We start from the raw sequence: 21526 nt of genomic DNA, 5'->3' as shown, positions 1-21526 counted from the left end.
ATACTTAATCAGGATCAGCCCCCCATGAACACCACCGAAAGCCTCAAGGACTACCAGCGCGTTCGCACCCTGGCGATCCGCTCGCTGTTCGAAATCATCGAGCAATCGAGCGAAGGCACGGTGATTGTCGACCGCGATGCGAACATCGTCTGGATGAACGAGCGTTATGCCCGGCGTTTCGGTCTGGAGTCGGCCGAAGGTGCGATCGGCAGGGCCTGTGAAAGCGTGATCCCCGGCAGCCTGTTGCGCGAGGTGGTGCGCACCGGACGACCCATCCTGCTGGACATGCAGGACACCCCCAAGGAACCGCTGGTGGTGATGCGCCTGCCGATTCACGACGATGCCGGTGCGGTGATCGGCGCCATCGGTTTTGCCCTGTTCGACGAATTGCGCAGCCTGTCACCGATGCTCAAACGCTACCTGAGCATGCAGGAAGAACTCGCATCGACCCGCTCATTGCTGCGGGCGCGGCAGACCAAGTACAACTTCGCCCATTTCATCGGCACCAGCGCCGCCAGCCTGGAAGTCAAACGCCGTGCCCGGCGCAGCGCCAGTGCCGAATCACCGGTGTTATTGCTCGGCGAAACCGGTACCGGCAAAGAGTTGCTGGCCCAGGCGATCCACGGCGCCTCGCCTCGGGCGCACAAAGCCTTCGTCAGCATCAACAGCGCGGCGATTCCTGAGTCGCTGCTGGAAGCCGAGTTCTTTGGCACCGCCCCCGGCGCCTTCACCGGCGCCGATCGCAAGGGCCGCACCGGCAAGTTGCAGATCGCTCAGGGCGGCACGCTGTTTCTCGACGAGATCGGCGACATGCCGCTGCCGCTGCAAAGCAAGTTGCTGCGAGTGTTGCAGGAAAAGGAATTCGAGCCGGTGGGTTCCAACGAAGTGATTCAGAGCGATGTGCGGGTGATCGCGGCCACCTCCACCGACCTGGAAGCGGCGATCAAACGCGGCGAGTTTCGCGCCGACTTGTATTACCGCCTCAACGTACTGCCGATTCAGGTCCCGCCGCTGCGGGATCGCCTCGATGACCTGCCGGCCCTCAGTGAAGCGATCCTCGAAGAGCTGCGCAGTCAGCACGAACTGAACCGCGAAGCCTTGGAACTGTTGGGTCAACACGCCTGGCGCAGGGAACATACGTGAACTGCGCAATGTTCTGGAGCGCGCGGCGTTGCTCAGTGATGATTTGATGCTGAACGTGGCGGATATCCGCGCGGCGATTGGCAGTTTTATCCCGGTGCAGCGTGTGGCGCCCTTGGCCATCGAGCCGGTTGCCCATGAGACTTTCAGTGAAGCTCGCGAACGGTTTGATCGGCAGTTGATTGAAGCGGCCCTCGCGCAATGCGGTGGGAAGGTTATTGAAGCGGCGGCGCGTTTGGGGCTGGGGCGGTCGACGTTGTACAAGAAGATGGTGGCGTTGGGGATTGCTGAGTCTCCATAAAGAGACATTGATCTCCATTGGTAGATATATTTTTCAAGATCAAAAGATCGCAGCCTTCGGCAGCTCCTACAGTGGATTTTCGCGTTCCCCTGTAGGAGCTGCCGGAGGCTGCGATCTTTTTGGGGCGCCGCACGTCTCAAAATAGAGACCACAGTCTTCCAAATATTCAAAAAAATCAGAATAAAACCTTATATTTCAACAACTTAATCTTATGGCACGAAACTCGCTATAGCCCTTCCCACAAAGCTTCACCCTACAAAAATAACAATCGAAGGAGACACACCATGAGTGTGATCATTGCCTTGGCAGCCCTCACGCTGCTGATGGTGGCTGCTTACCGTGGCTACAGCGTTATCCTCTTTGCCCCGATCGCCGCCCTCGGCGCCGTCCTGTTTACCGACCCTTCCGCCGTTGCCCCAGTCTTCACCGGGGTGTTCATGGAAAAAATGGTTGGCTTCGTCAAACTGTATTTCCCGGTGTTCCTGCTCGGTGCCGTCTTCGGCAAGCTGATCGAGTTGTCGGGTTTCTCCCGCTCGATCGTCGCGGCGGCGATTCGCTTGCTCGGCACTCGCCAGGCGATGCTGGTGATCGTGCTGGTCTGCGCCTTGCTCACTTACGGTGGCGTGTCGCTGTTTGTGGTGGTGTTTGCGGTCTACCCGTTCGCCGCCGAGATGTTCCGCCAGAGCAATATTCCCAAGCGCCTGATCCCGGCGACCATCGCCCTCGGCGCATTCTCGTTCACCATGGACGCCCTGCCCGGTACCCCGCAGATCCAGAACATCATCCCCAGCACCTTCTTCAACACCACCGCCTGGGCGGCGCCGTGGCTGGGGCTGATCGGCACGATTTTCGTATTCTGCGCCGGCATGCTGTTTCTGCAGCGCCAGCGCAACAAGGCCCAGCGCAGCGGTGAGGGTTATGGTTCAGAGCTGCGCAACGAGCCGGAAACCGCGCCGGACATCAAGCTGCCCAACCCGTGGATCGCGTTGTCGCCACTGTTGATGGTGGGCCTGATGAACCTGCTGTTCACCCGCTGGATTCCGCTGTGGTACGGCAAGACCCACAGCCTCGCGCTGCCAGGCATGGCAGCCCCCGTGACCACCGACATCGCCAAACTGACGGCGATCTGGGCGGTCCAGGCAGCCTTGCTGGTGGGCATCGTCATGGTGCTGGTGTTCGCCTTTCAGACGATTCGCGGCAAGTTGGCCGAAGGCAGTAAAAGTGCGGTCAGCGGTGCGCTGCTGGCGGCGATGAACACGGCGTCTGAATACGGTTTCGGTGCGGTGATCGCCTCGTTGCCAGGTTTTCTCGTGCTGTCGGACTGGCTCAAGAGCATTCCCAACCCGCTGGTCAACGAAGCGATTACCGTGACCCTGCTGGCCGGTATTACCGGCTCGGCGTCGGGCGGCATGAGCATCGCCCTGGCGGCGATGTCCGAGACGTTCATCAGCGCCGCCCACGCCGCCAATATTCCGCTGGAAGTGCTGCACCGGGTCGCCGCGATGGCCAGTGGCGGCATGGACACCCTGCCGCACAACGGCGCGGTGATTACTTTGCTGGCGGTCACCGGTTTGACCCACCGCGAGGCCTACAAAGACATTTTCTGTATTACGCTGATCAAGACACTCGCTGTTTTTGTGGTGATCGGTACTTTCTACGCCACTGGCATTGTGTGAGGTATTCATGACGACTCTTTCGGGCAAGACCGCACTGGTCACCGGTTCCACCAGCGGCATCGGCCTTGGGATCGCCCTGAGCCTGGCCAAGGCTGGCGCCAACCTGATCCTCAATGGTTTCGGCGATGCCTCCAGGGTGATTGCTGAGGTCGAGCAGTTTGGCGGCAAGGTTGGCCATCATCCGGCGGACGTCAGCGACCCGGCGCAGATCGCCGACATGATCGAGTACGCCGAGCGTGAGTTCGACGGCGTGGATATCCTGGTCAACAACGCCGGCATCCAGCACGTGGCGGCCGTGGAGGATTTTCCGGTGGAGCGCTGGGACTCGATCATTTCGATCAACCTGTCGTCGGTGTTTCACAGCACCCGTTTGAGCCTGCCGGGCATGCGCACCAAGGGCTGGGGACGGATCATCAACATCGCCTCGGTGCATGGCCAGGTCGGTTCGGTGGGCAAGGCAGCGTACGTCGCGGCCAAGCATGGCGTGATCGGCCTGACCAAAGTGGTCGGTCTGGAAACCGCTACGACGAACGTCACCTGCAACGCCATCTGCCCGGGTTGGGTGCTGACGCCGCTGGTGCAGAAGCAGATCGATGATCGCGCCGCGACCGGGATCGACCCGCAGCAGGCACAACACGACTTGCTGGCCGAGAAGCAGCCGTCGCTGGAATTCGTGACGCCGCCGCAGCTGGGTGAGTTGGTGCTGTTTTTATGCAGCGAAGCCGGTAGCCAGGTGCGTGGCGCTGCGTGGAATATTGATGGTGGGTGGTTGGCGCAGTAACCCGCCGCCAAACCCTGTGGAAAGGAAGGCTTGCCTGTGGCGAGGGGGCTTGCCCCCGTTGGGCCGCGAAGCGGCCCCATATGGAAGTCGAGCTGGCGACTGCTTCGCAGCCGAACGGGGGCAAGCCCCCTCGCCACAAAAGCCTGCGTGTTATGCATAAATAAGAAGAGGCCAAGCCATGTCCGACATCCTCTGGCAACCCGGCACCGAGCGCATCGGCAAGTCCCGCATGGAGGCCTTCCGGCGCTCGATCAATCAGCGACACAGCCTTGAAATCGCCGACTACCCTGCCCTGCACCAATGGAGCATCGATCAGCGCGAAGCCTTCTGGCTGGCCATCGTCGATTTCTTCGACGTCCGTTTTCACGATCAGCCAGACGCGGTGCTGATAGAAGGCGCGCAAATGCCCAGCGCCCAGTGGTTCCCCGGTGCCACCCTGAACTTCGCCGAACACCTGCTGCGCCGTCGCGACGATGCCGTGGCAGTGGTGGCCATCGGTGAAAACGGCCAACGGGAACAACTGACCTGGGCCGAACTGGCGAGCCAGGTCGCCGGTTTTCAAAACAGCCTGAAAGCCGCCGGTGTCGGCCTCGGCGACCGCGTGGCCGCGTGCATGCCGAACACTTGGCAAACACTGGTGGCGATGCTTGCCACCACCAGTCTGGGCGCGATCTGGTCCTGTTCATCGCCAGACTTCGGCACCCACGGGGTGATCGATCGTTTCGGTCAGATCGAGCCGAAAGTGCTGATCACCTGCGCCGGTTACCGCTATGCCGGCAAAGACCTCGACCAGACTGCCAAGGTCAATGAAATCCTCGGTCAACTGCCGTCCTTGCAGCAGTTGATCGTCGTGCCTTACGCACGCCCCCAGGCGCGCACCGAGGATTTTCGCAGCCAGGCCAACGTGACGCTGTGGGACGATTTCTACGAGCCGGGCGGCGAGCCGCAATTTGTCCCGGTGCCCTTCGCCCATCCGCTGTACATCCTCTATTCCAGCGGCACCACCGGCGTGCCCAAGTGCATTGTGCACAGCACCGGCGGCGTGCTGCTGCAACACGTCAAGGAACATGGGCTGCACACCGATCTGGGCCCCGGCGACCGTTTGTTCTACTACACCACCTGCGGCTGGATGATGTGGAACTGGCTGGTCTCGGCCCTGGCGGTGGGCAGCGCCGTGGTGCTGTATGACGGCTCGCCGTTTCATCCGGGCCCGGAGCGCTTGATCGACCTGATCGACGACGAACGCCTCAACGTCTTCGGCACCAGCCCGAAATTCCTCACCGCGCTGGAAAGCAATGGCTTGAAACCGTGCGAAAGTCATGACCTCAGCAGCCTGAAAACCATACTGTCCACCGGCTCGGCGCTGTCGCCGCAAAGCTTCGATTACGTCTACCGCGCGTTCAAGTCCGACCTGTGCCTGTCTTCGATGTCCGGCGGCACCGACATCGTTTCGTGCTTTGTGATTGGCAACCCGGTCCTGCCGGTGCGCCGTGGCGAAATGCAGTGCAAGAGCCTGGGCATGGCGGTCGAAGTGTGGAACGACGCCGGTACGCCTGTGATCGGCGAAAAAGGCGAGCTGGTGTGCACCCGGCATTTTCCGGCCATGCCCATCGGTTTGTGGCATGACCCTGACGGGGAGAAGCTGCGAAAGTCCTATTTCAGCCTGTTTCCCGGCGTTTGGGCGCAGGGTGATTACGCCGAACAACTGCCCGACGGCGGCATGTTGATCCATGGGCGTTCCGATGCCGTGCTCAACCCCGGCGGCGTGCGCATTGGCACGGCGGAAATCTACCGTCAGGTGGAGAAAATCCCGCAGGTGCTGGACAGCGTCGCCATCGGCCAGCAATGGCAGGATGACGTGCGAGTGGTGCTATTCGTGCGTTTGCGCGATGGCGTCGAACTGGATGAAGCGCTGCAACAACAGATTCGCCAGGTGATCCGCGCCAACACCACGCCGCGGCATGTACCGGCGAAGATTGTCGCGGTGACCGATATTCCGCGGACCATCAGCGGCAAAGTGGTCGAGCTGGCGGTGAGGAATGTGGTGCATGGCCAGACGGTGAAGAACACCGATGCACTGGCCAATCCAGAGGCACTGGAGCAATTTCGCGACCGCCCTGAATTGAACGATTGAAACCATAGATCCACAAGCGGGCTTATGTGGCGAGGGGGCTTGCCCCCGTTGGAGTGCGAAGCGCTCCCAAAGCCAGCGGATGCGGTGCTTCAGTGAAACCGCGTCGTCCGATTTGCGACTGCTACGCAGCCGAACGGGGGCAAGCCCCCTCGCCACAAAGGCTCGCTCCCACATTTTTGATCAGCGTCACCCCCTTCAGTCCACCAATCCCCATTCACCCGGCGGCGTATGGGGCCCGGGCGTAGCCTCGGCGTGCATTTTCAGGCGCAGTCGCAAGTTGTTCACCGAGTCCGCATGTTTCAACGCCTCTGCCTCATCGATCGCCCCCTCGACAAACAGTTCGAACAGCGCCCCATCAAACGTCTGCATCCCCGCCTCTGAAGACTTCTCCATGATCCCCTTGAGTTCGCCAAACTCACTGCGCCGGATCAGGTCGCCGATGGTCGGCGTTCCCAGCATCACCTCGACTGCCGCCCGACGCTGCCCATCGCGGGTACGCACCAAGCGCTGGGAAACAAACGCCTTGAGGTTGTTACCCAAATCGTGGAGCAGTTGCGCCCGGCGCTCTTCGGGAAACAAATTGATCACCCGGTCCAGCGCCTGATTGGCGTTGTGCGCATGCAAAGTGGAAATGACCAGATGACCGGTATCGGCAAACGCCAGCGCGTGTTCCATGGTCTCGCGATCACGGATCTCGCCGATCAGCACCACGTCCGGCGCCTGGCGCAGGGTGTTTTTCAACGCTGCATGAAAACTGCGGGTATCGACACCGACCTCGCGCTGGTTGACGATCGACTTCTTGTGCCGATGAATAAACTCGACCGGATCTTCGATGGTGATGATATGGCCGCTGCTGTGGCGATTGCGGTAATCGATCAGCGCCGCCAGCGAGGTCGATTTGCCCGAGCCGGTCGAGCCGACGAACAGTATCAACCCTTGTTTGAGCATCACGGTTTCAAGCAGCACTGGCGGCAGCTTGAGGTCTTCGAAGCGGGGAATGTCGAGTTTGATGTTGCGCGCCACGATGGACACATCGTTGCGCTGCTTGAAGATATTGAGCCGAAAGCGCCCGACCCCAACCAGGGAAAGCGCCAGGTTCATTTCCAGTTCCCGATCGAACTCCTGGCGCTGTTCGGCGTCCATGATGGACGCGGCAATGGCTGCGACTTCTCCCGGTTTTAACGGTTGCTCGGCCAGGGGTTTGAGCACACCGTCGAATCGCGCGCAGGGTGGCGCGCCCGTGGACAGGTAAAGATCGGAACCATTCCGGCTGGCCAGAATCTGCAACAGTGCATCGATTTCCATGGCAAAAAACACCCACGAAGCATTCAATTGAAAAATGACCCGCAGCGGGTCATCCAGCGTCTACCACTTTGCAAAGGATAGTAGATGCCGCCACACCGACTGACACGCAGGACATTGTGATGAACGCAGCACCGACCGCCAGCGATGCCCAGGCCCTGATTGCCCGACTGGACTGGACAAACAATCCGCTGGGCGCCGCCGATAACTGGCCGCAGAGCCTGCGCACCGCCGTAGACATCGTGATTCATTCGCCGATGCCGATGCTGTTGCTCTGGGGCCCACAGCTCACCCAGATCTATAACGACGGCTTCGCCTTCCTCGCCGGCAGTAAACATCCTCACGCTTTCGGACAACCGACGCACCTGATCTGGCCGGAATTGAAAGACTTCACCGACCCGATTTACAGCGCAGTCCTACAAGGCCAGGTACGAACCTACAGCGAACAGCGCTTCACCTTGCAGCGTGACGGTAAAGATTCCGACTTCTGGCTGGATTTGACCTACAGCCCCATTCGCAATGAAAGCGCCGAGGTCGCCGGGATTCTGGTTACCGCCATCGAAACCAACGAGCGGCGCCGCATCGCCCTGGAGCTGGAACAACGCTCCGCCGCCAGCCTCAAGGCTCAGCAAGAAACCGAGCAGCGTCTGCAACTGGCGCTGGCCGCCACCGATGCCGTCGGCACCTGGGACTGGGACATTGGCGAAGACCGTTTCATCGCCGATGCGCGCTTCGCTCAACTGCATAGTGTCGACGCAAGCCTGGCCAGCCAATTGCCCATCAGCGAATACCTTCATGGCGTACACCCGCAAGACCGCGCCATGATCGCCCGTAGCATCAAGCACTGCATCACCCATGGCAGCGAGTACGCCGAGGAATATCGCTTGCTGCAAGCCGACGGCCAACTGCGCTGGGTGTTTGCCCGGGGCCGTTGCTACAAGGATCACCATGGCCGGCCGATTCGCTTCCTCGGTGCCGCACTGGACCTGACCGAACGCAAAAACATCGAACAGGCCTTGCGCCAAAGCCAGACCGAGTTGCAGCTGATCATCAACGCCATGCCGATCCTGATCAGTTATGTGGACAGCGAGGAGCGTTTTCGCCTCAACAATGCCGCGTACCTGGAATGGTACGGCCTGACGCCCCAGGAACTTTACGGCCGCACCATTCGTGAAGTACTGGGCGACGAAGCCTATGCCCTGCGCGCCGACTACATCGCCGAAGCGCTGAAAGGCAAGACCTGTTGTTTCAGCATCAGTGCCGACCACCGCGACGGCAGCACCCGCCAAGCCCTGATGAACTACCTGCCACGCCACGGCGCAGACGGCGCGGTGAATGGTTTCTACATCTTTGTGATCGACGAGACCGAGCGCAAACAGACCGAAGAAGCGCTGCGCAACCTCAACGAAACCCTTGAAGAACGCGTGAGCGCCCGCACCCGACAACTGGCCGAAGCCAACCAGCGGCTGCAAAACGAGATGTTCGAGCGCGAGCGCGCCGAAGAAGCCTTGCGGCATGCGCAGAAAATGGAAGCGGTCGGACAGCTCACCGGCGGCATCGCCCATGACTTCAACAACATGCTCACCGGGATCATCGGCAGCCTCGATTTGATGCAGCGCTACATCGCCGACGGGCGTGCCGCCGAGATCGGTCGTTTTACCGAAGCCGCGGTGTCCTCGGCCCACCGCGCCGCCGCCCTGACCCATCGATTGCTGGCGTTCTCCCGGCGTCAGTCACTGGATCGCAAACAGCTGAATGCCAACGAACTGGTGCATTCCCTGGAAGATTTGTTCAGCCGCACCAAGGGCGATCACATCGCGCTCAAACTGAAGCTGGCCGACGAGGTCTGGCCGGTCAGCACTGACGTCAGCCAACTGGAAAACGCCTTGCTCAACCTCGTCATCAATGCCCGGGACGCGATGCCCGATGGCGGCGAGTTGCTGATCGAAACCGCTAATGTCTACCTCGACGGCAGCGACATCACCACCCTGGAACCGGTGAAGGCCGGGGATTACCTGATGATTGCCGTCAGCGACAACGGCGCCGGCATGACGCCATCGGTATTGGCCAAGGCCTTCGAGCCGTTCTTCACCACTAAACCCATCGGCCAGGGCACTGGCCTTGGACTGTCGATGATTTATGGTTTCGCCCAACAGTCGGGCGGGCACGTCAGCCTGCACAGCCGTCCGGGCCAGGGCACCAGCGTTCGCCTGTACTTGCCACGGTTGTACGTCCCGCTGCCAGAACACACTCCGGAGCCGGTCACTGGCGAAACACCCGCAGCGATTGCCGGTGAAACCGTGGTGTTGGTGGAAGACGATCCGGCGGTGCGCATGCTGGTACTCGACCTGCTCAATGAATTGGGTTATCACGCCCATGAAGCCGAAGACGCGCAGGCTGCCCTACCCTTGCTGGAATCCGACCTGCGGATCGATCTGCTGGTGACCGATGTCGGGCTGCCGGGCATGAACGGCCGGCAACTGGCAGAAATCGCTCGTCAGCATCGCCCCGCACTCAAAGTGCTGTTCATGACCGGTTATGCGCAGAAAGCCACTGAGCGCCAGGGTTTCCTGGAAGAAGGCATGGACATGGTGACCAAACCCTTTTCCATTGACCTTCTGGCCAACAAGATTCGCACGATGATCGGCCACGCCGACTGAGTTAAGGCATAATCGCGCGCCCCACGCTGGCACCAACATAGCCACCACCGTTGCAAGGTACTGCCAATGAAAGCCCAAGCCCGCCATATCCTGGTGAAAACCTCGGAAGAAGCCGAGCAGCTCAAACAACGCATCGCCAAGGGCGAAGCCTTCGATGTGCTGGCCAAGAAATACTCCACATGCCCGTCCGGCAAACGCGGCGGCGACCTGGGCGAAGTACGGCCCGGGCAGATGGTCGGTGCGATCGATGCCGTGATCTTCAAAAAACCGCTGCGGGTGGTGCATGGGCCGATCAAGAGCAAGTTCGGCTATCACCTGGTGCAGGTGTTTTACCGGGATTGATCAGTTGACCTGGCCTGTATGGTGGCGCTTGCCTGTGGCGAGGAAGCTTGCTCCCGCTCGGCTGCGAAGCAGTCGTAAGCCCTGTGTGCTCGGTGTATCAGGCAGACCATGTTGCCAGTTTTTGGGGGCTGCTTCGCACCCCAGCGGGAGCAAGCTCCCTCGCCACAAAATCACAAACACCACAGGCATTGCATTTCAATCTTTGGGAATCAACGCCCCCGGCACCTGAATCACCCGACTCGCCAACCGATGCCCCGCCTCTGCGGCCTCGACCGGGTTACCACCTTTCAAACGACAAGCCAGATACGCCGCACTGAACGAATCCCCCGCCGCCGTAGTGTCGACCACCCGTTCGACCTTCTGCGCCGGCACTTCAAATGACTCACCCTCACAGCGAATCAGACACGCCTCGGCACCACGCTTGAGTACCACTTCCGGCGTGCCGATCTGCTCGTAAGCCGCAAACACGCTCTCGCAATCAGAAAAATCAAACAGCGCCTGCTCATCATCGACCGTCAGCAACGCCAGGTCGATATAGGGCAGAACGCTGCGATAAGCCGCCCGTGCATCCTCGACCGAGGCCCACAAGCGTGGCCGGTAGTTGTTGTCGAACACGATCCGCGCATCCCGCTGTCGGGCTTCGATCAGGGTTTCCACCAGTTTCTCCCGACCCTGCACACCAAGCACCGCCAGGGTGATGCCGCTGAAATACAACACATCGTAATCCGGCAGCGCTGCCAGGATCGGCGTGGCCGCCGGGGTGTTGAAGCAATCGCGCACGGCCGCTTCATTGCGCCAGTAGAGAAAACGCCGCTCGCCGGCCGCGTCGGTCTGGATGCAATACAGGCCGGGCAAACGACCGGGCAACCGCTGGACCATGCCCAGGCCAATGTGTTCGCTGGCCCAGCTCTGGCACATTGCATCGCTGAAACTGTCATCGCCCAGGGCGGTGACGTAATCCACCGTACCGCCATCACCCAGCTCACGGGCCAGGTAGACCGCGGTGTTCAGGGTGTCGCCACCGAAGCTTTGTTGCAGCGTGCCGTCGGCGCGCTGTTGCAATTCGATCATGCATTCGCCGATCAGCGCGATGCGCGGGGTGTTGGGGCCGATGGTGCTCATATCGTGGGCCTCTGGTGTTTCTGTGTTGTCTGATAGGGCCCGCTCGCGATGGCCGCGCCTCGGTCTAAACCCTAGAAACAGGTTTCCATGGTTTCGATGACATTCAGCTGCTCATCCACCAGGCACCCGATGCGCCACTTGTCGAACGTCAAACACGGGTGCGATGTACCGAACGAAATGATATCGCCCACCCGCAACTCAACCCCCGGCGCCACGCTCATGAACGCGTGCTGGTCCATCACCGCCGTCACCTTGCAGGCACTCACATCCTCGCCGATCGCCGGCACTACACCCGCCTTGTAACGCAGCAGCGGCACTGGCAAACCGGCGTCATAAGCCACGTCACGCTTGCCCAGGGCGATCACCGCAAAACCCGGTTCCGGCAATGACTGCACGTGCGCCCACACTTCCAGCGCCGGGCGCAAACCTTCGTGCAAGTCGCTGCGGCGGTCGAGTACGCAACATTGCGCTTCTTTGTAGATGCCATGGTCGTGGGCCACGTAACTGCCGGGGCGCAGCACGCTGAGGAAACGCCCGCCGGCATTCTGCGCTTCGAACGACTCGGCGATCAGGTCGTACCAGGCCGACCCCGAAGCCGTGATGATCGGCTTGGCAATGGCGAACACACCGCTGTCCTGCAATTGCACCGCCAGGCGCACCAAAGAATCAGCGAACGCACGGATGCCGCTCACCGCGTGATCGCCGTGAATCACCCCTTCGTAACCCTCAATGCCGGTCAGCGCCAACGCCGGTTGTGCCGCAATCGCCTTGGCCAGCGCCAGCACTTCGGCTTCGGTGCGACAACCGCAACGACCGCCGACCACGCCGTACTCGATCATCACGTTCAGGCGCACCCCGCGCGAGGCGAAAAACGCGCCGAGGTCCGCGACGTTATCCGGGTGATCGACCATGCAATAGAAGTCGAAGGTCGGGTCTGCCAACAGGTCGGCGATCAGCGCCATGTTTGGTGTGCCGACCAACTGGTTGGCCATCAGCACCCGGTGCACACCATGGGCGTAAGCCGCGCGGGTCTGGGTGGCGCTGGCCAAGGTGATGCCCCAGGCACCGGCGTCCAGTTGCCGGCGAAACAGCGCCGGAGTCATGCTGGTTTTGCCGTGGGGCGCGAGTTCGGCGCCGCTGTTGCTGACAAAATCCTGCATCCAGCGAATGTTGTGTTCCAGCGCGTCGCGGTGCAGCACCAGCGCTGGCAGGCTGACGTCACGTACCAGGTTGGCGCCGATGTGGGCAAAGCCCTTTTCCACGGTGGCTGTATTTTTGGCGGAATACATGGTCGAACTCCTCACATTCGCGGCCGCAGGCAGCCGCTGTTATTCGTTGATACGCCGGGCGAGGCTGTTGGCGCTGTCGATCAGCACCCGGCGATAGTCGTTGTAATTATTCTTCGCATCGGCCCGTGGGGCGACGATGCACAGGGTTGCGATGGCCACGCCGTTCGGGTCTTTGACCGGTGCAGCAAAGCAATGGGTAAAGGTGTCGGCGACGCTATCGAAAGAAAAGAACCCGTCGATCCCGGCCTGACGGATTTCCTCGAGAAACTGCTCCAGTGGCAGACGTTCGCCGTCGGGCAGGATGAAGTCGTCGGGGTCGATCAAATCGACAATCTGCTGATCGCTCAGGTGCGCCAGCAGCAGTCGCCCGGAAGCGGTCCAGGGGATTGGCGCGTTCTCGCCGATGTCCGAGGAAATGCGAAAATGCCGCTCGCCCTCTTTCATCAATGCCACGGTGTATTTGCGCCCATTGAGCAGGCACATCTGCGCGGTTTCACGGGTCTGGCTGACAATTTCCTGCAGGGCATGATCGGCCTCGCGGGCCAGGTCGAAATGGCGCAAATGCGCCTGCCCGAGGAAGTACAACTGACGGCCGAGGTAAACGTGACCGTCCTTGCCCACGGGTTCCAGAATGCGCCGTTCCAACAGGGACGCGACCAGTTCGTAGACCGTGGATTTCGGGCTGCCAATGCCGCTGGCGATTTCGTTCGGGCGCAGGGGCTGGCCGATTTCCTTGAGGAAGTCGAGGATGTCGAACGCCCGGTCCAGACCGCGAGCCCGGCGCTTGATGGTGTCTTCGGTCATGTCTTCAGGTTCCCATTCAGAGTGCCGGGAGTTTACCCAGAGTGCGGTGGCGACTGTAAGGCCGACTTGCCCGCGAAGAATTCACCGCGGTTCAGGCCTTTTTCTTGTAGGCGATGCAGTCGATCTCGACCTTGCAATCGACCATCATGTTCGCCTGCACGCAGGCCCGGGCCGGGGCGTGTTCGCTTTTGAAGTATTCGGAAAACACCTTATTGAAACTCCAGAAATCCCGCGGATCTTCCAGCCAAACGCCCGTGCGCACTACGTCTTCGAGCCCGTAACCGGCCTCTTCCAGGATCGCGATCAGGTTTTTCATGGTCTGGTGAGTCTGCTCGACGATGCCGCCCACAATGATTTCGCCATCCACCGCCGGCACTTGCCCGGACACGTGCAGCCAGCCATCGGCTTCGACGGCGCGGGCGAAAGGACGGGGCTGGCCGCCACCGGCAGTGCTGCCGGTGCCGTAACGAGTAATGCTCATGAGTGTTTCTCCTGACTGAAAAATGAAGGCTTAAAAGCGCGTGCTCTTGAGAAATTCCGCCAGACGCGGCGACTGCGGGCGTTCGAACAGCTCCTTGGGTGGCCCCTGCTCTTCGATCCGCCCCTGATTCATGAAAACGATCTTGTCCGAGACCTCGAAGGCAAAGCGCATTTCGTGGGTCACCAGCAGCATGGTCATGCCGTCTTCGGCCAGGCCCTTGATCACGTTCAGCACTTCGCCCACCAGCTCCGGATCGAGGGCCGAGGTGACTTCATCGAACAGCATCAGGCTCGGGTTCATCGCAATCGCCCGGGCAATCGCCACGCGCTGTTGCTGGCCGCCGGACAACTGTCCGGGATAGTGATCACGACGTTCCAGCAGGCCAACCCGCTCCAGCCATTTTTCCGCCAGCGCCACCGCCTCGTCCTTGTGCAGCTTTTTGACCTTGAGCAAACCGAGGGTGACGTTCTGCAACGCGGTGAGGTGCGGGAACAGATTGAATTGCTGGAACGCCATGCCAGTCATGGCGCGATGGCGGGCAATGACTTTTTCCGCATGACGCACGCGCTTGCCGTTGACCTCGTCATAGCCGATGGATTCGCCGTCGAGCAAAATCTGCCCGCCCTGGAATTCTTCGAGCATGTTCACGCAGCGCAGCAGCGTGGTCTTGCCCGAGCCGCTGGAGCCGATCAGCGTGACCACGTTACCGCGCTGCAGGGTCAGGTCGACGCCCTTGAGCACTTCGAGCGGGCCGTATTGTTTGTGCAGGCCGCGAATGTCCAGCAGCGCTTGATTCTGTGTCGAGACTTGAGCTTGTGTCATGGCAAGGCCACCCGCTTTTCAATGTGCCGGCCGAGTAATTCGATGGCGTAGTTGATGACGAAAAACAGCAAACCGGCGAACAGGTAAAACTCCAGGGTCATGAAGGTCCGGGCGATGATCTGCTGGGTGCTGAGCAGCAATTCGGCAACGCCGATCACCGACAACAGCGTCGACGCCTTGACGATCTCGGTGGACGAGTTGACCCAGGTTGGCAAGATCTGCCGCAGCGCCTGGGGCAACAATACGTAGCCCAGCGCCTGGTAAAACGTCAGGCCGATGGCCTTGCTCGCTTCCATCTGGCCACTGGGCAGCGCTTGCAACGCACCGCGCACGATCTCCGCCACATGCGAGCCGCAAAACAGCGTCAGCCCCAGGGTGCCGGCCTGAAAGGCGCTGATCTGCCAGCCCAGTGCCGGCGCCATGTAGAAGCAGGCCAACACCAATACAAACACCGGCGTACCGCGAATGATGTCGACGTAAAAACGGAACGGCGCACGCATCCAGAACGTGCCATAGGTGAGCACCAGACCTGCGACGATGCCGACCAGCGTGCCCAACAAAATCGCCAGGGCCGAGCACTGCACACTCGTCAGAAAGCCTTGCCACAGGACTTCCCGGGCCACCCATAACTCATGCAACCAACTGGGAGATTCGTACATGGGGGGCTCCTATCGGCGAATCGCCAGACGCTGCTCGAAGTAACGCAGCAGCATGGCAATGAGGTAACAGGCCGCAACATAGAGCGCTGTGGTCACCAGCCAGGTTTCAATCACCCGGTAGCTCTCGACATTGATCTTGCGCGCGTAATAGGTCAGCTCCGGCACGGCAATCGCCGCCGCCAGCGAGGTGTCCTTGAACAGCGAAATGAAGTTGTTCGACAGCGCCGGCAGCACATTGCGCAGCATCACTGGCACGGTGACGTACGCCTTGACCTGCCATTCGCCGAGCCCGATTGCGAGGCCGGCTTCACGTTGCCCCTTGGGAATGCTCAACAGCCCGCCGCGAAACACTTCAGTCAGGTACGCCCCGGCATACAGCGACAGGGTGATGATGAACGATGGAATCTTGTCCAGACGAACCCCCAGGCTCGGCAACGCAAAGTAGATCGACAGGATCAACACCAGGATCGGCGTATTACGGATCACCGTCACATACACCGACGCCAACACCCGCAACGCACGGTGCTTCGACAGCAAGGCAAACGCCATCATCAGGCCGATCACGCAGCCGATCGCGATCGACACCAGCGCCAGCTCAAGCCCCAGACCGAGCCCCGCCAGCAAGGTATCGAAGTCGCGCCAGACGGCGGCAAAATTCAACTGATAGTTCATGGTCAGCAGTACCTTGAACGGGGCGATTCAGAGTCGCCCCGCTCTCACGGGATCATTTGAATTCAGCGGGGAAACCGATTGCAGGTGTAGGGAGGTCTACACCGAACCACTGCTTGAAGGACGCCGCATACGTCGGGAACTCAACACCGGTCATGCCTTCATGCAGCACTGTGTTAACGAAGTTCAGCCAGTCCTGATCGCCGCGCTTGACCGCACAAGAATAGGTTTGCGGGCTCCAGGCATAGGCCGGGCTGCGATAGCGGCCGGGGTTCTGCACCATCAGGTATTTCACCGACGACTGATCGGTGGCCGCCGCGTCGGCACGACCGGAGTTCACCGCCTGATACATCAAGTCCACGCTGTCGTACTGATCGACCTTGGCCTTGGGCAGCGCCTGATGCACCAGCTCTTCGGCATACACGTTCTGCAGCACCGCCACGATGACGCCATCGCCGGCAGCTTTCAGGTCGTCGATTTCCTTGTACTTGCTGTTGGCCGGCAACAACAGGCCGACGCCTTCGCGGTAGTACGGCAGGGTGAACGCAACTTGCTGCGCGCGGCTGGCGGTCACGGTGATGAACTGGCAACTCATGTCGACTTTGTCGGTGAGCAGATTCGGAATCCGCGCATCGGACGACTGCACCACGAACTCGACCTTGCTCGGGTCGTTGAACAACCCTTTGGCCACCATGCGCGCGATATCAATATCGAACCCCTGCAACTTGCCATCCGCACCCTGGAAGTGCCACGGCGCATTGGTACTGCCCGTGCCTACGATCAATTTCCCACGGGCCAGCACGCTGTCGAGCTTGCTGTCTGCCGCCTGGGCGACACCCACGACAGCAGCCGAAGCCGCGAACAGAAAAACACACGCTTTAAACAAGGAAGGTCGGCGATGCATGGCAAGCACTCCAGAGTTGTGTTTATTCCGTTATACCGGAACATGGTATGTAACAACGGAATAGACAGCAGAAAGTGTGCCACAGGATGTGGGCGGAATCTCGGGAGATTGGAAAGTGTTTTGAATCAAATGGATGCGCGTGAGCGCGAGGAAGGCGTTACGAAACGCACAAATAAGAGAACGCTACCGAGGGACACAGCGCTCGAGTACTTGCACCACATCTGAAGCCATAGCGATTCAAAATGAAGCAGAGCTCTACCTGTAATTTCTGACAGTAGACCCACCTGCTCGCCTCCTTTAACGTCAACAGGTCTTCGATTGTCTTTGAAAAGGAGATTTCAATGAGTTCGATGATTAACCCATCAACGCTGGCTCCGGTCTATCGCAAGGCCCTGAAAACCTGGCGCCCGGTGATTCTGTATTTCGGCAACCAACACTGCCCCGCCTGCGAAATGGCCGAGCCGGTTTTCCGTGCCATTGCCGAGCGGTACAAAGATCACGCGCACATATATGTGCTGAGTACGAGCGCTAATCCTCGGCATCCGAAAGTCACTGGCACACCGACGGTGCTGTTCTACAAGGAGGGCAAGCTGCTGAAAAAACTCAAGGGGATTGGAACCCGGGAAACCCTGGAAGAAAATTTCAAAAAGCACATCGGCAAGCTCAGGCCCAAACAGGTTGCCCGCAAACCCCGCCACGACTTGCCGTGGTTGCAGAAAACCCTCGGTACTTTATGCACCGCGCCCCGGGCACGGGAGCTGTTGAGCCGATAAGACGCAGCCCCCACAGGTTATGCGTCTTAATTTGCCGGCATTGGCGCTAATGCTTGAGCGACGCCAGTACCCGCTCGGCATTCGCACCGCACCCCATGCCCTCGGGCCGCCGATGACGCCCGGCTGGCGTTGATGCCCGCCGTACCCGTCAGTACCGCCAGGCAATGGGCAAATAACCGACCTGCTACAAAGGGCGCGCGCGAGTGTGTTTATCGTCCGGAAAAGCGCAACCGCGACAACATCCGCAGATCGCCCTCGCGGTAATAGTCATCGGTCCAGCTGTCATCCGCCGCCAACGGCCGGACCTGCTTGAGTTGCAGTTTTTTTGCGAAGTAGCGGAACCGGTAATGCTCGTAGAAGCGCAGCAGTTCCAGCCCGTAACGATCGGCCAGGTCGGTGTCGCCACGGATGATCAAATAGTTCTCGTCGTTGCCGTTACTCGCGGCGTCACTGAGGTTGTGGCTGCCGCTGATGATGGTCGGTGAATCGCTGGTGAAGTCGACGACGATGGCTTTGGTGTGCACCAGCAGGTTGCCCTTCTGGCCTTTCATGTTTTCCTTGAGCCAGCCTTCCAGGCCGGTATTGAGCAGCGCGGTGGCGGCGAATTCGGCGGTGCGGTCGGCGTGGAAACCGGTGATGCTGCTGACGGTGTTTTGCAGGCCGTAACGCAAGATGTCGTCGTGGGGCTGGCCGAGCAGCGCGTTGAGTATTTTGTCCGGCAAGGTGAATGCGGTGACAAACAGCAGGTCTTTTTTGGCGGCGTTGATGATCTCGACGAACTCACGCAAATCGCCCTCGCCCGAGCGCGGTGAGAAGCCGGCGAACAGCGGTTGGTCCGGCACCATCGGATTGTGCTCCGTGAGCCATTCCCGCGTGGCGCCGACGTCGGCCGGTATCGTCCAGACTTGCTCGAAGGTTTGCAGATAACTGGCGCCGATCCGAGCATCATCCAGCACATGCACGACGTTGGCCTGACGGTAAACGCCGTTGGCGGTGAAGTTGGTGCTACCGCAGAGTACCGCTTCGGGCTGATGCTGCCCCGCCGCATCGAGCCGGCTCAGGACCATGAATTTGTTGTGAAAGATATTGTGGGTGACTCTCCCGCGCTTGTTCGCCGCCGGGATTTTTTCCAGGCTGGCTTCGTTCAGCGCCGTGGTGTCTTCGCCGGGTTGGGCGTGGTACAGGATCCGAACCTTTACGCCGCGCTCGAAGGCGGCGTTCACCGCATCGACGATCACTTGCAACTGGTATTCGTAGATCGCGATGTCCAGCGCCCACTGGTCATCCTCGGCACGTTCGATGAATCCCAGCAAGCGTGCGAGCAGACCATTTTCCAGCCATTGCCGTGGAGCGTCGGGCCATTCTTCGATGGGCAGTTTCTTGTTGGCGCTGAGCAGCGCATCGAGGTCGGCAAACTTGCGCTGGAATGCCTGGCTGGCAGCCACCGCCCGGTTGAAAATCACGTTCTGACCCTTGGGCAGGCCATTGTCCGTGGCGACCGTCACTTCCAGAAACTCACCCAGCTGTGGCGCATCCGCGGTGCCGTAGGCCAGGTGAACCCGATAATGCATGGTCACACCCGGATTAACCGCGTAATCGGCCCAGCGAAACTTCTGTAGCGGCGCGGCATCGCTGGGGGTGGCGTGAAACTGGGGGAAGGTATGGGTCTTGCCGGGAAAGGTCAGGCTGTTGAACAGAAACAGCCAGGGTTTGTTGCCTTGCTGTTTTTCGATGGCGAACCCCAGCAGGCCTTTGCGACGGGGTTCGGCCAGGTCGATGGCCAGCAGTACGCCGTTGGTGCCGGCATAGGCTTTGACGCGGAAATCGTCCTGATCATTGCGGGCTAGAACGCGCATGGGTCACTCCTGTGATTGTCTTGCTTACAGAGCATAGGGTAGCGATGCGGATTAACCGCAATTATCCGATTCCGAGGTGATGCCTTCGCGAGTACTGCCAGCACACAACTCAACCTGAAATCAGCTCATCGATATGTCGATAATCAACCTGCAACTGCGCTGCCAACACCTTGGCCCGTCCAAGGCGAATCGGCCCGCGTTCGATGTCGATCAGCAGCCCCGGGCACTCCAGCGTCGGCAATGTTGACCACTCCTTCACCCGTCCATCAGTCACCAGCAGCAGCCTTTGCTGTTCAGCCGCAAAGCGCTTTCGTCGCGCCGCCAGCCAACGTTGCGCCTCACCCAGCGCAGCCAGCATCGGCGTCCCGCCACCGGCCCCCAACTCCTCGAGCCAGTCACGCAAGCCCGCGGAGGCTTTCAACCCTTGCACCTGCCACTTCGGCATATGACCGCTGGCAGTCAACAACGCCAGCCGCGCACGCTGCCGATAGGCATCGTCGAACAGTTGCGCCAGCAAGCCCTTGGCATCGCTCAACGCCTGATGACGCCGGGTCGAAGCCGAGGCATCGACGATCACCAGCCACAGTTCGTGGGGCGCGTGCGTGCGCAGATGGAACAACACATCGTCGCGCTGGCGTGGTCGGCCATTGAGCAAGGTGCCGGGCCAATTGATCGATCCGCTACGGGCCGCGTGGCGCTTGCCCTGCTTGCCGCCATCGAGCCGTCCTGCACGGGGTCTGGCATTCGCCCCCGCGTCTGTTCGAGGGCGAATGCCTAGGGCTTTTTTGGCCAGCTGGGCACTTCACGTCGTGCGCCAACCGGCAGCGCCTGGGCGGGCATTTCGCCCCACTGGCCCTGGCCTTCGCCGGGACTGGAATTTTGCCTGGATGGCGGCTGACTTTGTGGCGATGCCGGTGGCGAGTGTTCGCGACGGCGATGGCGCAAGGCAAACTCGGCGACTGCGTCGATATCCTCTTCGCTGATCGCGCTCGCCCCTCGCCACGCCGCGTGAGCCCGGGCCGCGCGCAACCAGACCAGATCGGCCCGCAAGCCATCGACGCCGGCCGCGAAGCAGCGCTCGGTGATCTGCGCCAGCGCGGCATCGTCGAGCGGAATGCTCGCCAGTGCCGAGCGCGCCTTTTGGCAACGCTCGCGCAGTGCGTGTTGCTGGCTTTCCCACTCGGCGCAGAACCCTTGCGGATCGCTGTCGAAATCCAGGCGACGACGGATAATCTGGCCGCGCTCGGCGGGTGCGGTATGGCCACTGAGGGCGACGTTCAGGCCAAAACGGTCGAGCAGTTGCGGACGCAGTTCGCCCTCTTCCGGATTCATGGTGCCGATCAGCACAAACTTCGCCGAATGCCGATGGGAAATCCCGTCGCGCTCGATCAGGTTGGTGCCGCTGGCGGCCACGTCGAGCAGCAGGTCGACGAGGTGATCGGGCAGCAGATTGACTTCATCGACATACAACACGCCGCCGTCGGCCTTGGCCAGCACACCGGGAGAAAACTGTGCGCGACCGTCGCTCAGGGCCGCGTCCAGATCGAGGGTGCCGACCAACCGTTCTTCGGTGGCGCCCAGGGGCAAGGTAACGAATTGACCGCTGGCCAACAGGTCTGCCAGACCTCGGGCCAGGGTCGACTTGGCCATGCCCCGTGGGCCTTCGATCAGCACACCACCGATTTTCGGGTCGATGGCGGTCAGGTACAGCGCGAGCTTCAAATCATCGGCGCCGACCACGGCGGAGAGCGGGAAATGGGGGGTGTCGGTCATGTTCAAATCTCAGTCATGGTCGGTGATAACTCTGTGGC

18 protein-coding genes and 1 pseudogene are annotated in these 21526 nt (G+C 60.6%); 7 read left to right on the top strand and 12 right to left on the bottom strand.

Going from position 1 to position 21526, the window contains the following annotated elements; all coding sequences use genetic code 11:
• Positions 1-24: 24 nt before the first annotated feature.
• From ACZ9BB_RS07065 to ACZ9BB_RS07050, 4 genes and pseudogenes are all read left to right on the top strand, one after another.
• A pseudogene (locus ACZ9BB_RS07065) lies at positions 25-1441 on the top strand (sigma-54 interaction domain-containing protein).
• A 284-nt stretch (positions 1442-1725) separates the two neighbouring features.
• Positions 1726-3117, top strand: a complete 1392-nt coding sequence (locus ACZ9BB_RS07060) for a GntP family permease (RefSeq protein ID WP_476213129.1) — start codon at positions 1726-1728, stop codon at positions 3115-3117.
• A 7-nt stretch (positions 3118-3124) separates the two neighbouring features.
• Positions 3125-3898 (top strand): 3-hydroxybutyrate dehydrogenase, encoded by a 774-nt coding sequence (gene hbdH / locus ACZ9BB_RS07055; RefSeq protein ID WP_476213128.1) that lies wholly within the window; start codon positions 3125-3127, stop codon positions 3896-3898.
• Positions 3899-4076: 178 nt separating this feature from the next.
• A complete protein-coding gene (locus tag ACZ9BB_RS07050) occupies positions 4077-6032 on the top strand; it encodes an acetoacetate--CoA ligase (RefSeq protein ID WP_476213127.1) in 1956 nt (651 codons plus the stop codon).
• A 195-nt stretch (positions 6033-6227) separates the two neighbouring features.
• Here the strand turns inward: ACZ9BB_RS07050 and ACZ9BB_RS07045 are convergent, their stop codons facing one another.
• On the bottom strand, positions 6228-7337 hold the full coding sequence (locus ACZ9BB_RS07045) for a PilT/PilU family type 4a pilus ATPase (protein WP_476213126.1): 1110 nt from the start codon (positions 7335-7337) through the stop codon (positions 6228-6230).
• A 119-nt stretch (positions 7338-7456) separates the two neighbouring features.
• On the opposite strand from ACZ9BB_RS07045, the gene ACZ9BB_RS07040 reads away from it, so the two are divergent.
• The gene (locus tag ACZ9BB_RS07040) at positions 7457-9994 is read left to right on the top strand and encodes a PAS domain-containing hybrid sensor histidine kinase/response regulator (protein ID WP_476213125.1); all 2538 of its coding nucleotides are present in this window, start codon (positions 7457-7459) and stop codon (positions 9992-9994) included.
• 66 nt (positions 9995-10060) lie between these two features.
• Entirely contained in the window at positions 10061-10336 is a 276-nt protein-coding gene (locus ACZ9BB_RS07035; protein WP_007933743.1) for a peptidylprolyl isomerase, read from the top strand.
• Positions 10337-10531: 195 nt separating this feature from the next.
• Here the strand turns inward: ACZ9BB_RS07035 and ACZ9BB_RS07030 are convergent, their stop codons facing one another.
• The 8 genes from ACZ9BB_RS07030 to ACZ9BB_RS06995 form a co-directional block, all read right to left on the bottom strand.
• Entirely contained in the window at positions 10532-11458 is a 927-nt protein-coding gene (locus tag ACZ9BB_RS07030) for a sugar kinase (protein ID WP_476213124.1), read from the bottom strand.
• A gap of 71 nt (positions 11459-11529) precedes the next feature.
• The gene (locus tag ACZ9BB_RS07025; RefSeq protein WP_476213123.1) at positions 11530-12747 is read right to left on the bottom strand and encodes an amino acid deaminase; all 1218 of its coding nucleotides are present in this window, start codon (positions 12745-12747) and stop codon (positions 11530-11532) included.
• Positions 12748-12786: 39 nt separating this feature from the next.
• A complete protein-coding gene (locus tag ACZ9BB_RS07020) occupies positions 12787-13551 on the bottom strand; it encodes an IclR family transcriptional regulator (protein WP_476213122.1) in 765 nt (254 codons plus the stop codon).
• A 91-nt stretch (positions 13552-13642) separates the two neighbouring features.
• Positions 13643-14032 carry a RidA family protein gene (locus ACZ9BB_RS07015; protein WP_018927658.1) on the bottom strand — a complete coding sequence of 130 codons (390 nt, stop codon included), beginning with the start codon at positions 14030-14032 and terminating at the stop codon, positions 13643-13645.
• A 30-nt stretch (positions 14033-14062) separates the two neighbouring features.
• On the bottom strand, positions 14063-14854 hold the full coding sequence (locus ACZ9BB_RS07010; RefSeq protein WP_476213121.1) for an amino acid ABC transporter ATP-binding protein: 792 nt from the start codon (positions 14852-14854) through the stop codon (positions 14063-14065).
• The gene (locus ACZ9BB_RS07005; protein ID WP_476213120.1) at positions 14851-15513 is read right to left on the bottom strand and encodes an amino acid ABC transporter permease; all 663 of its coding nucleotides are present in this window, start codon (positions 15511-15513) and stop codon (positions 14851-14853) included. Before ACZ9BB_RS07005 ends, ACZ9BB_RS07010 begins: the two co-directional genes overlap by 4 nt.
• Before the next feature lie 9 nt (positions 15514-15522).
• Positions 15523-16185 carry an amino acid ABC transporter permease gene (locus ACZ9BB_RS07000; protein ID WP_476213119.1) on the bottom strand — a complete coding sequence of 221 codons (663 nt, stop codon included), beginning with the start codon at positions 16183-16185 and terminating at the stop codon, positions 15523-15525.
• A 52-nt stretch (positions 16186-16237) separates the two neighbouring features.
• Positions 16238-17086: a transporter substrate-binding domain-containing protein gene (locus ACZ9BB_RS06995; RefSeq protein WP_476213118.1), complete on the bottom strand. Its 849-nt coding sequence runs from the start codon at positions 17084-17086 to the stop codon at positions 16238-16240.
• A gap of 341 nt (positions 17087-17427) precedes the next feature.
• Here ACZ9BB_RS06995 and ACZ9BB_RS06990 point away from each other — a divergent pair, with 341 nt between their 5' ends.
• Complete coding sequence (locus tag ACZ9BB_RS06990; RefSeq protein ID WP_476213117.1) at positions 17428-17859, top strand: thioredoxin family protein; 432 nt, start codon at positions 17428-17430, stop codon at positions 17857-17859.
• A gap of 209 nt (positions 17860-18068) precedes the next feature.
• Here the strand turns inward: ACZ9BB_RS06990 and ACZ9BB_RS06985 are convergent, their stop codons facing one another.
• The 3 genes from ACZ9BB_RS06985 to ACZ9BB_RS06975 form a co-directional block, all read right to left on the bottom strand.
• A complete protein-coding gene (locus ACZ9BB_RS06985; protein ID WP_476213116.1) occupies positions 18069-19715 on the bottom strand; it encodes a phospholipase D-like domain-containing protein in 1647 nt (548 codons plus the stop codon).
• Positions 19716-19824: 109 nt separating this feature from the next.
• Positions 19825-20370, bottom strand: a complete 546-nt coding sequence (locus tag ACZ9BB_RS06980) for a vWA domain-containing protein (protein WP_476213115.1) — start codon at positions 20368-20370, stop codon at positions 19825-19827.
• A 119-nt stretch (positions 20371-20489) separates the two neighbouring features.
• Positions 20490-21488, bottom strand: a complete 999-nt coding sequence (locus ACZ9BB_RS06975; RefSeq protein WP_476213114.1) for a magnesium chelatase ATPase subunit I — start codon at positions 21486-21488, stop codon at positions 20490-20492.
• Positions 21489-21526: the final 38 nt, after the last annotated feature.

Source organism: Pseudomonas sp. TE3552, from assembly GCF_056278945.1.
The sequence above is the reverse complement of the archived record's forward strand: the minus strand, read 5'-3'. Positions and strand labels throughout refer to the sequence as shown.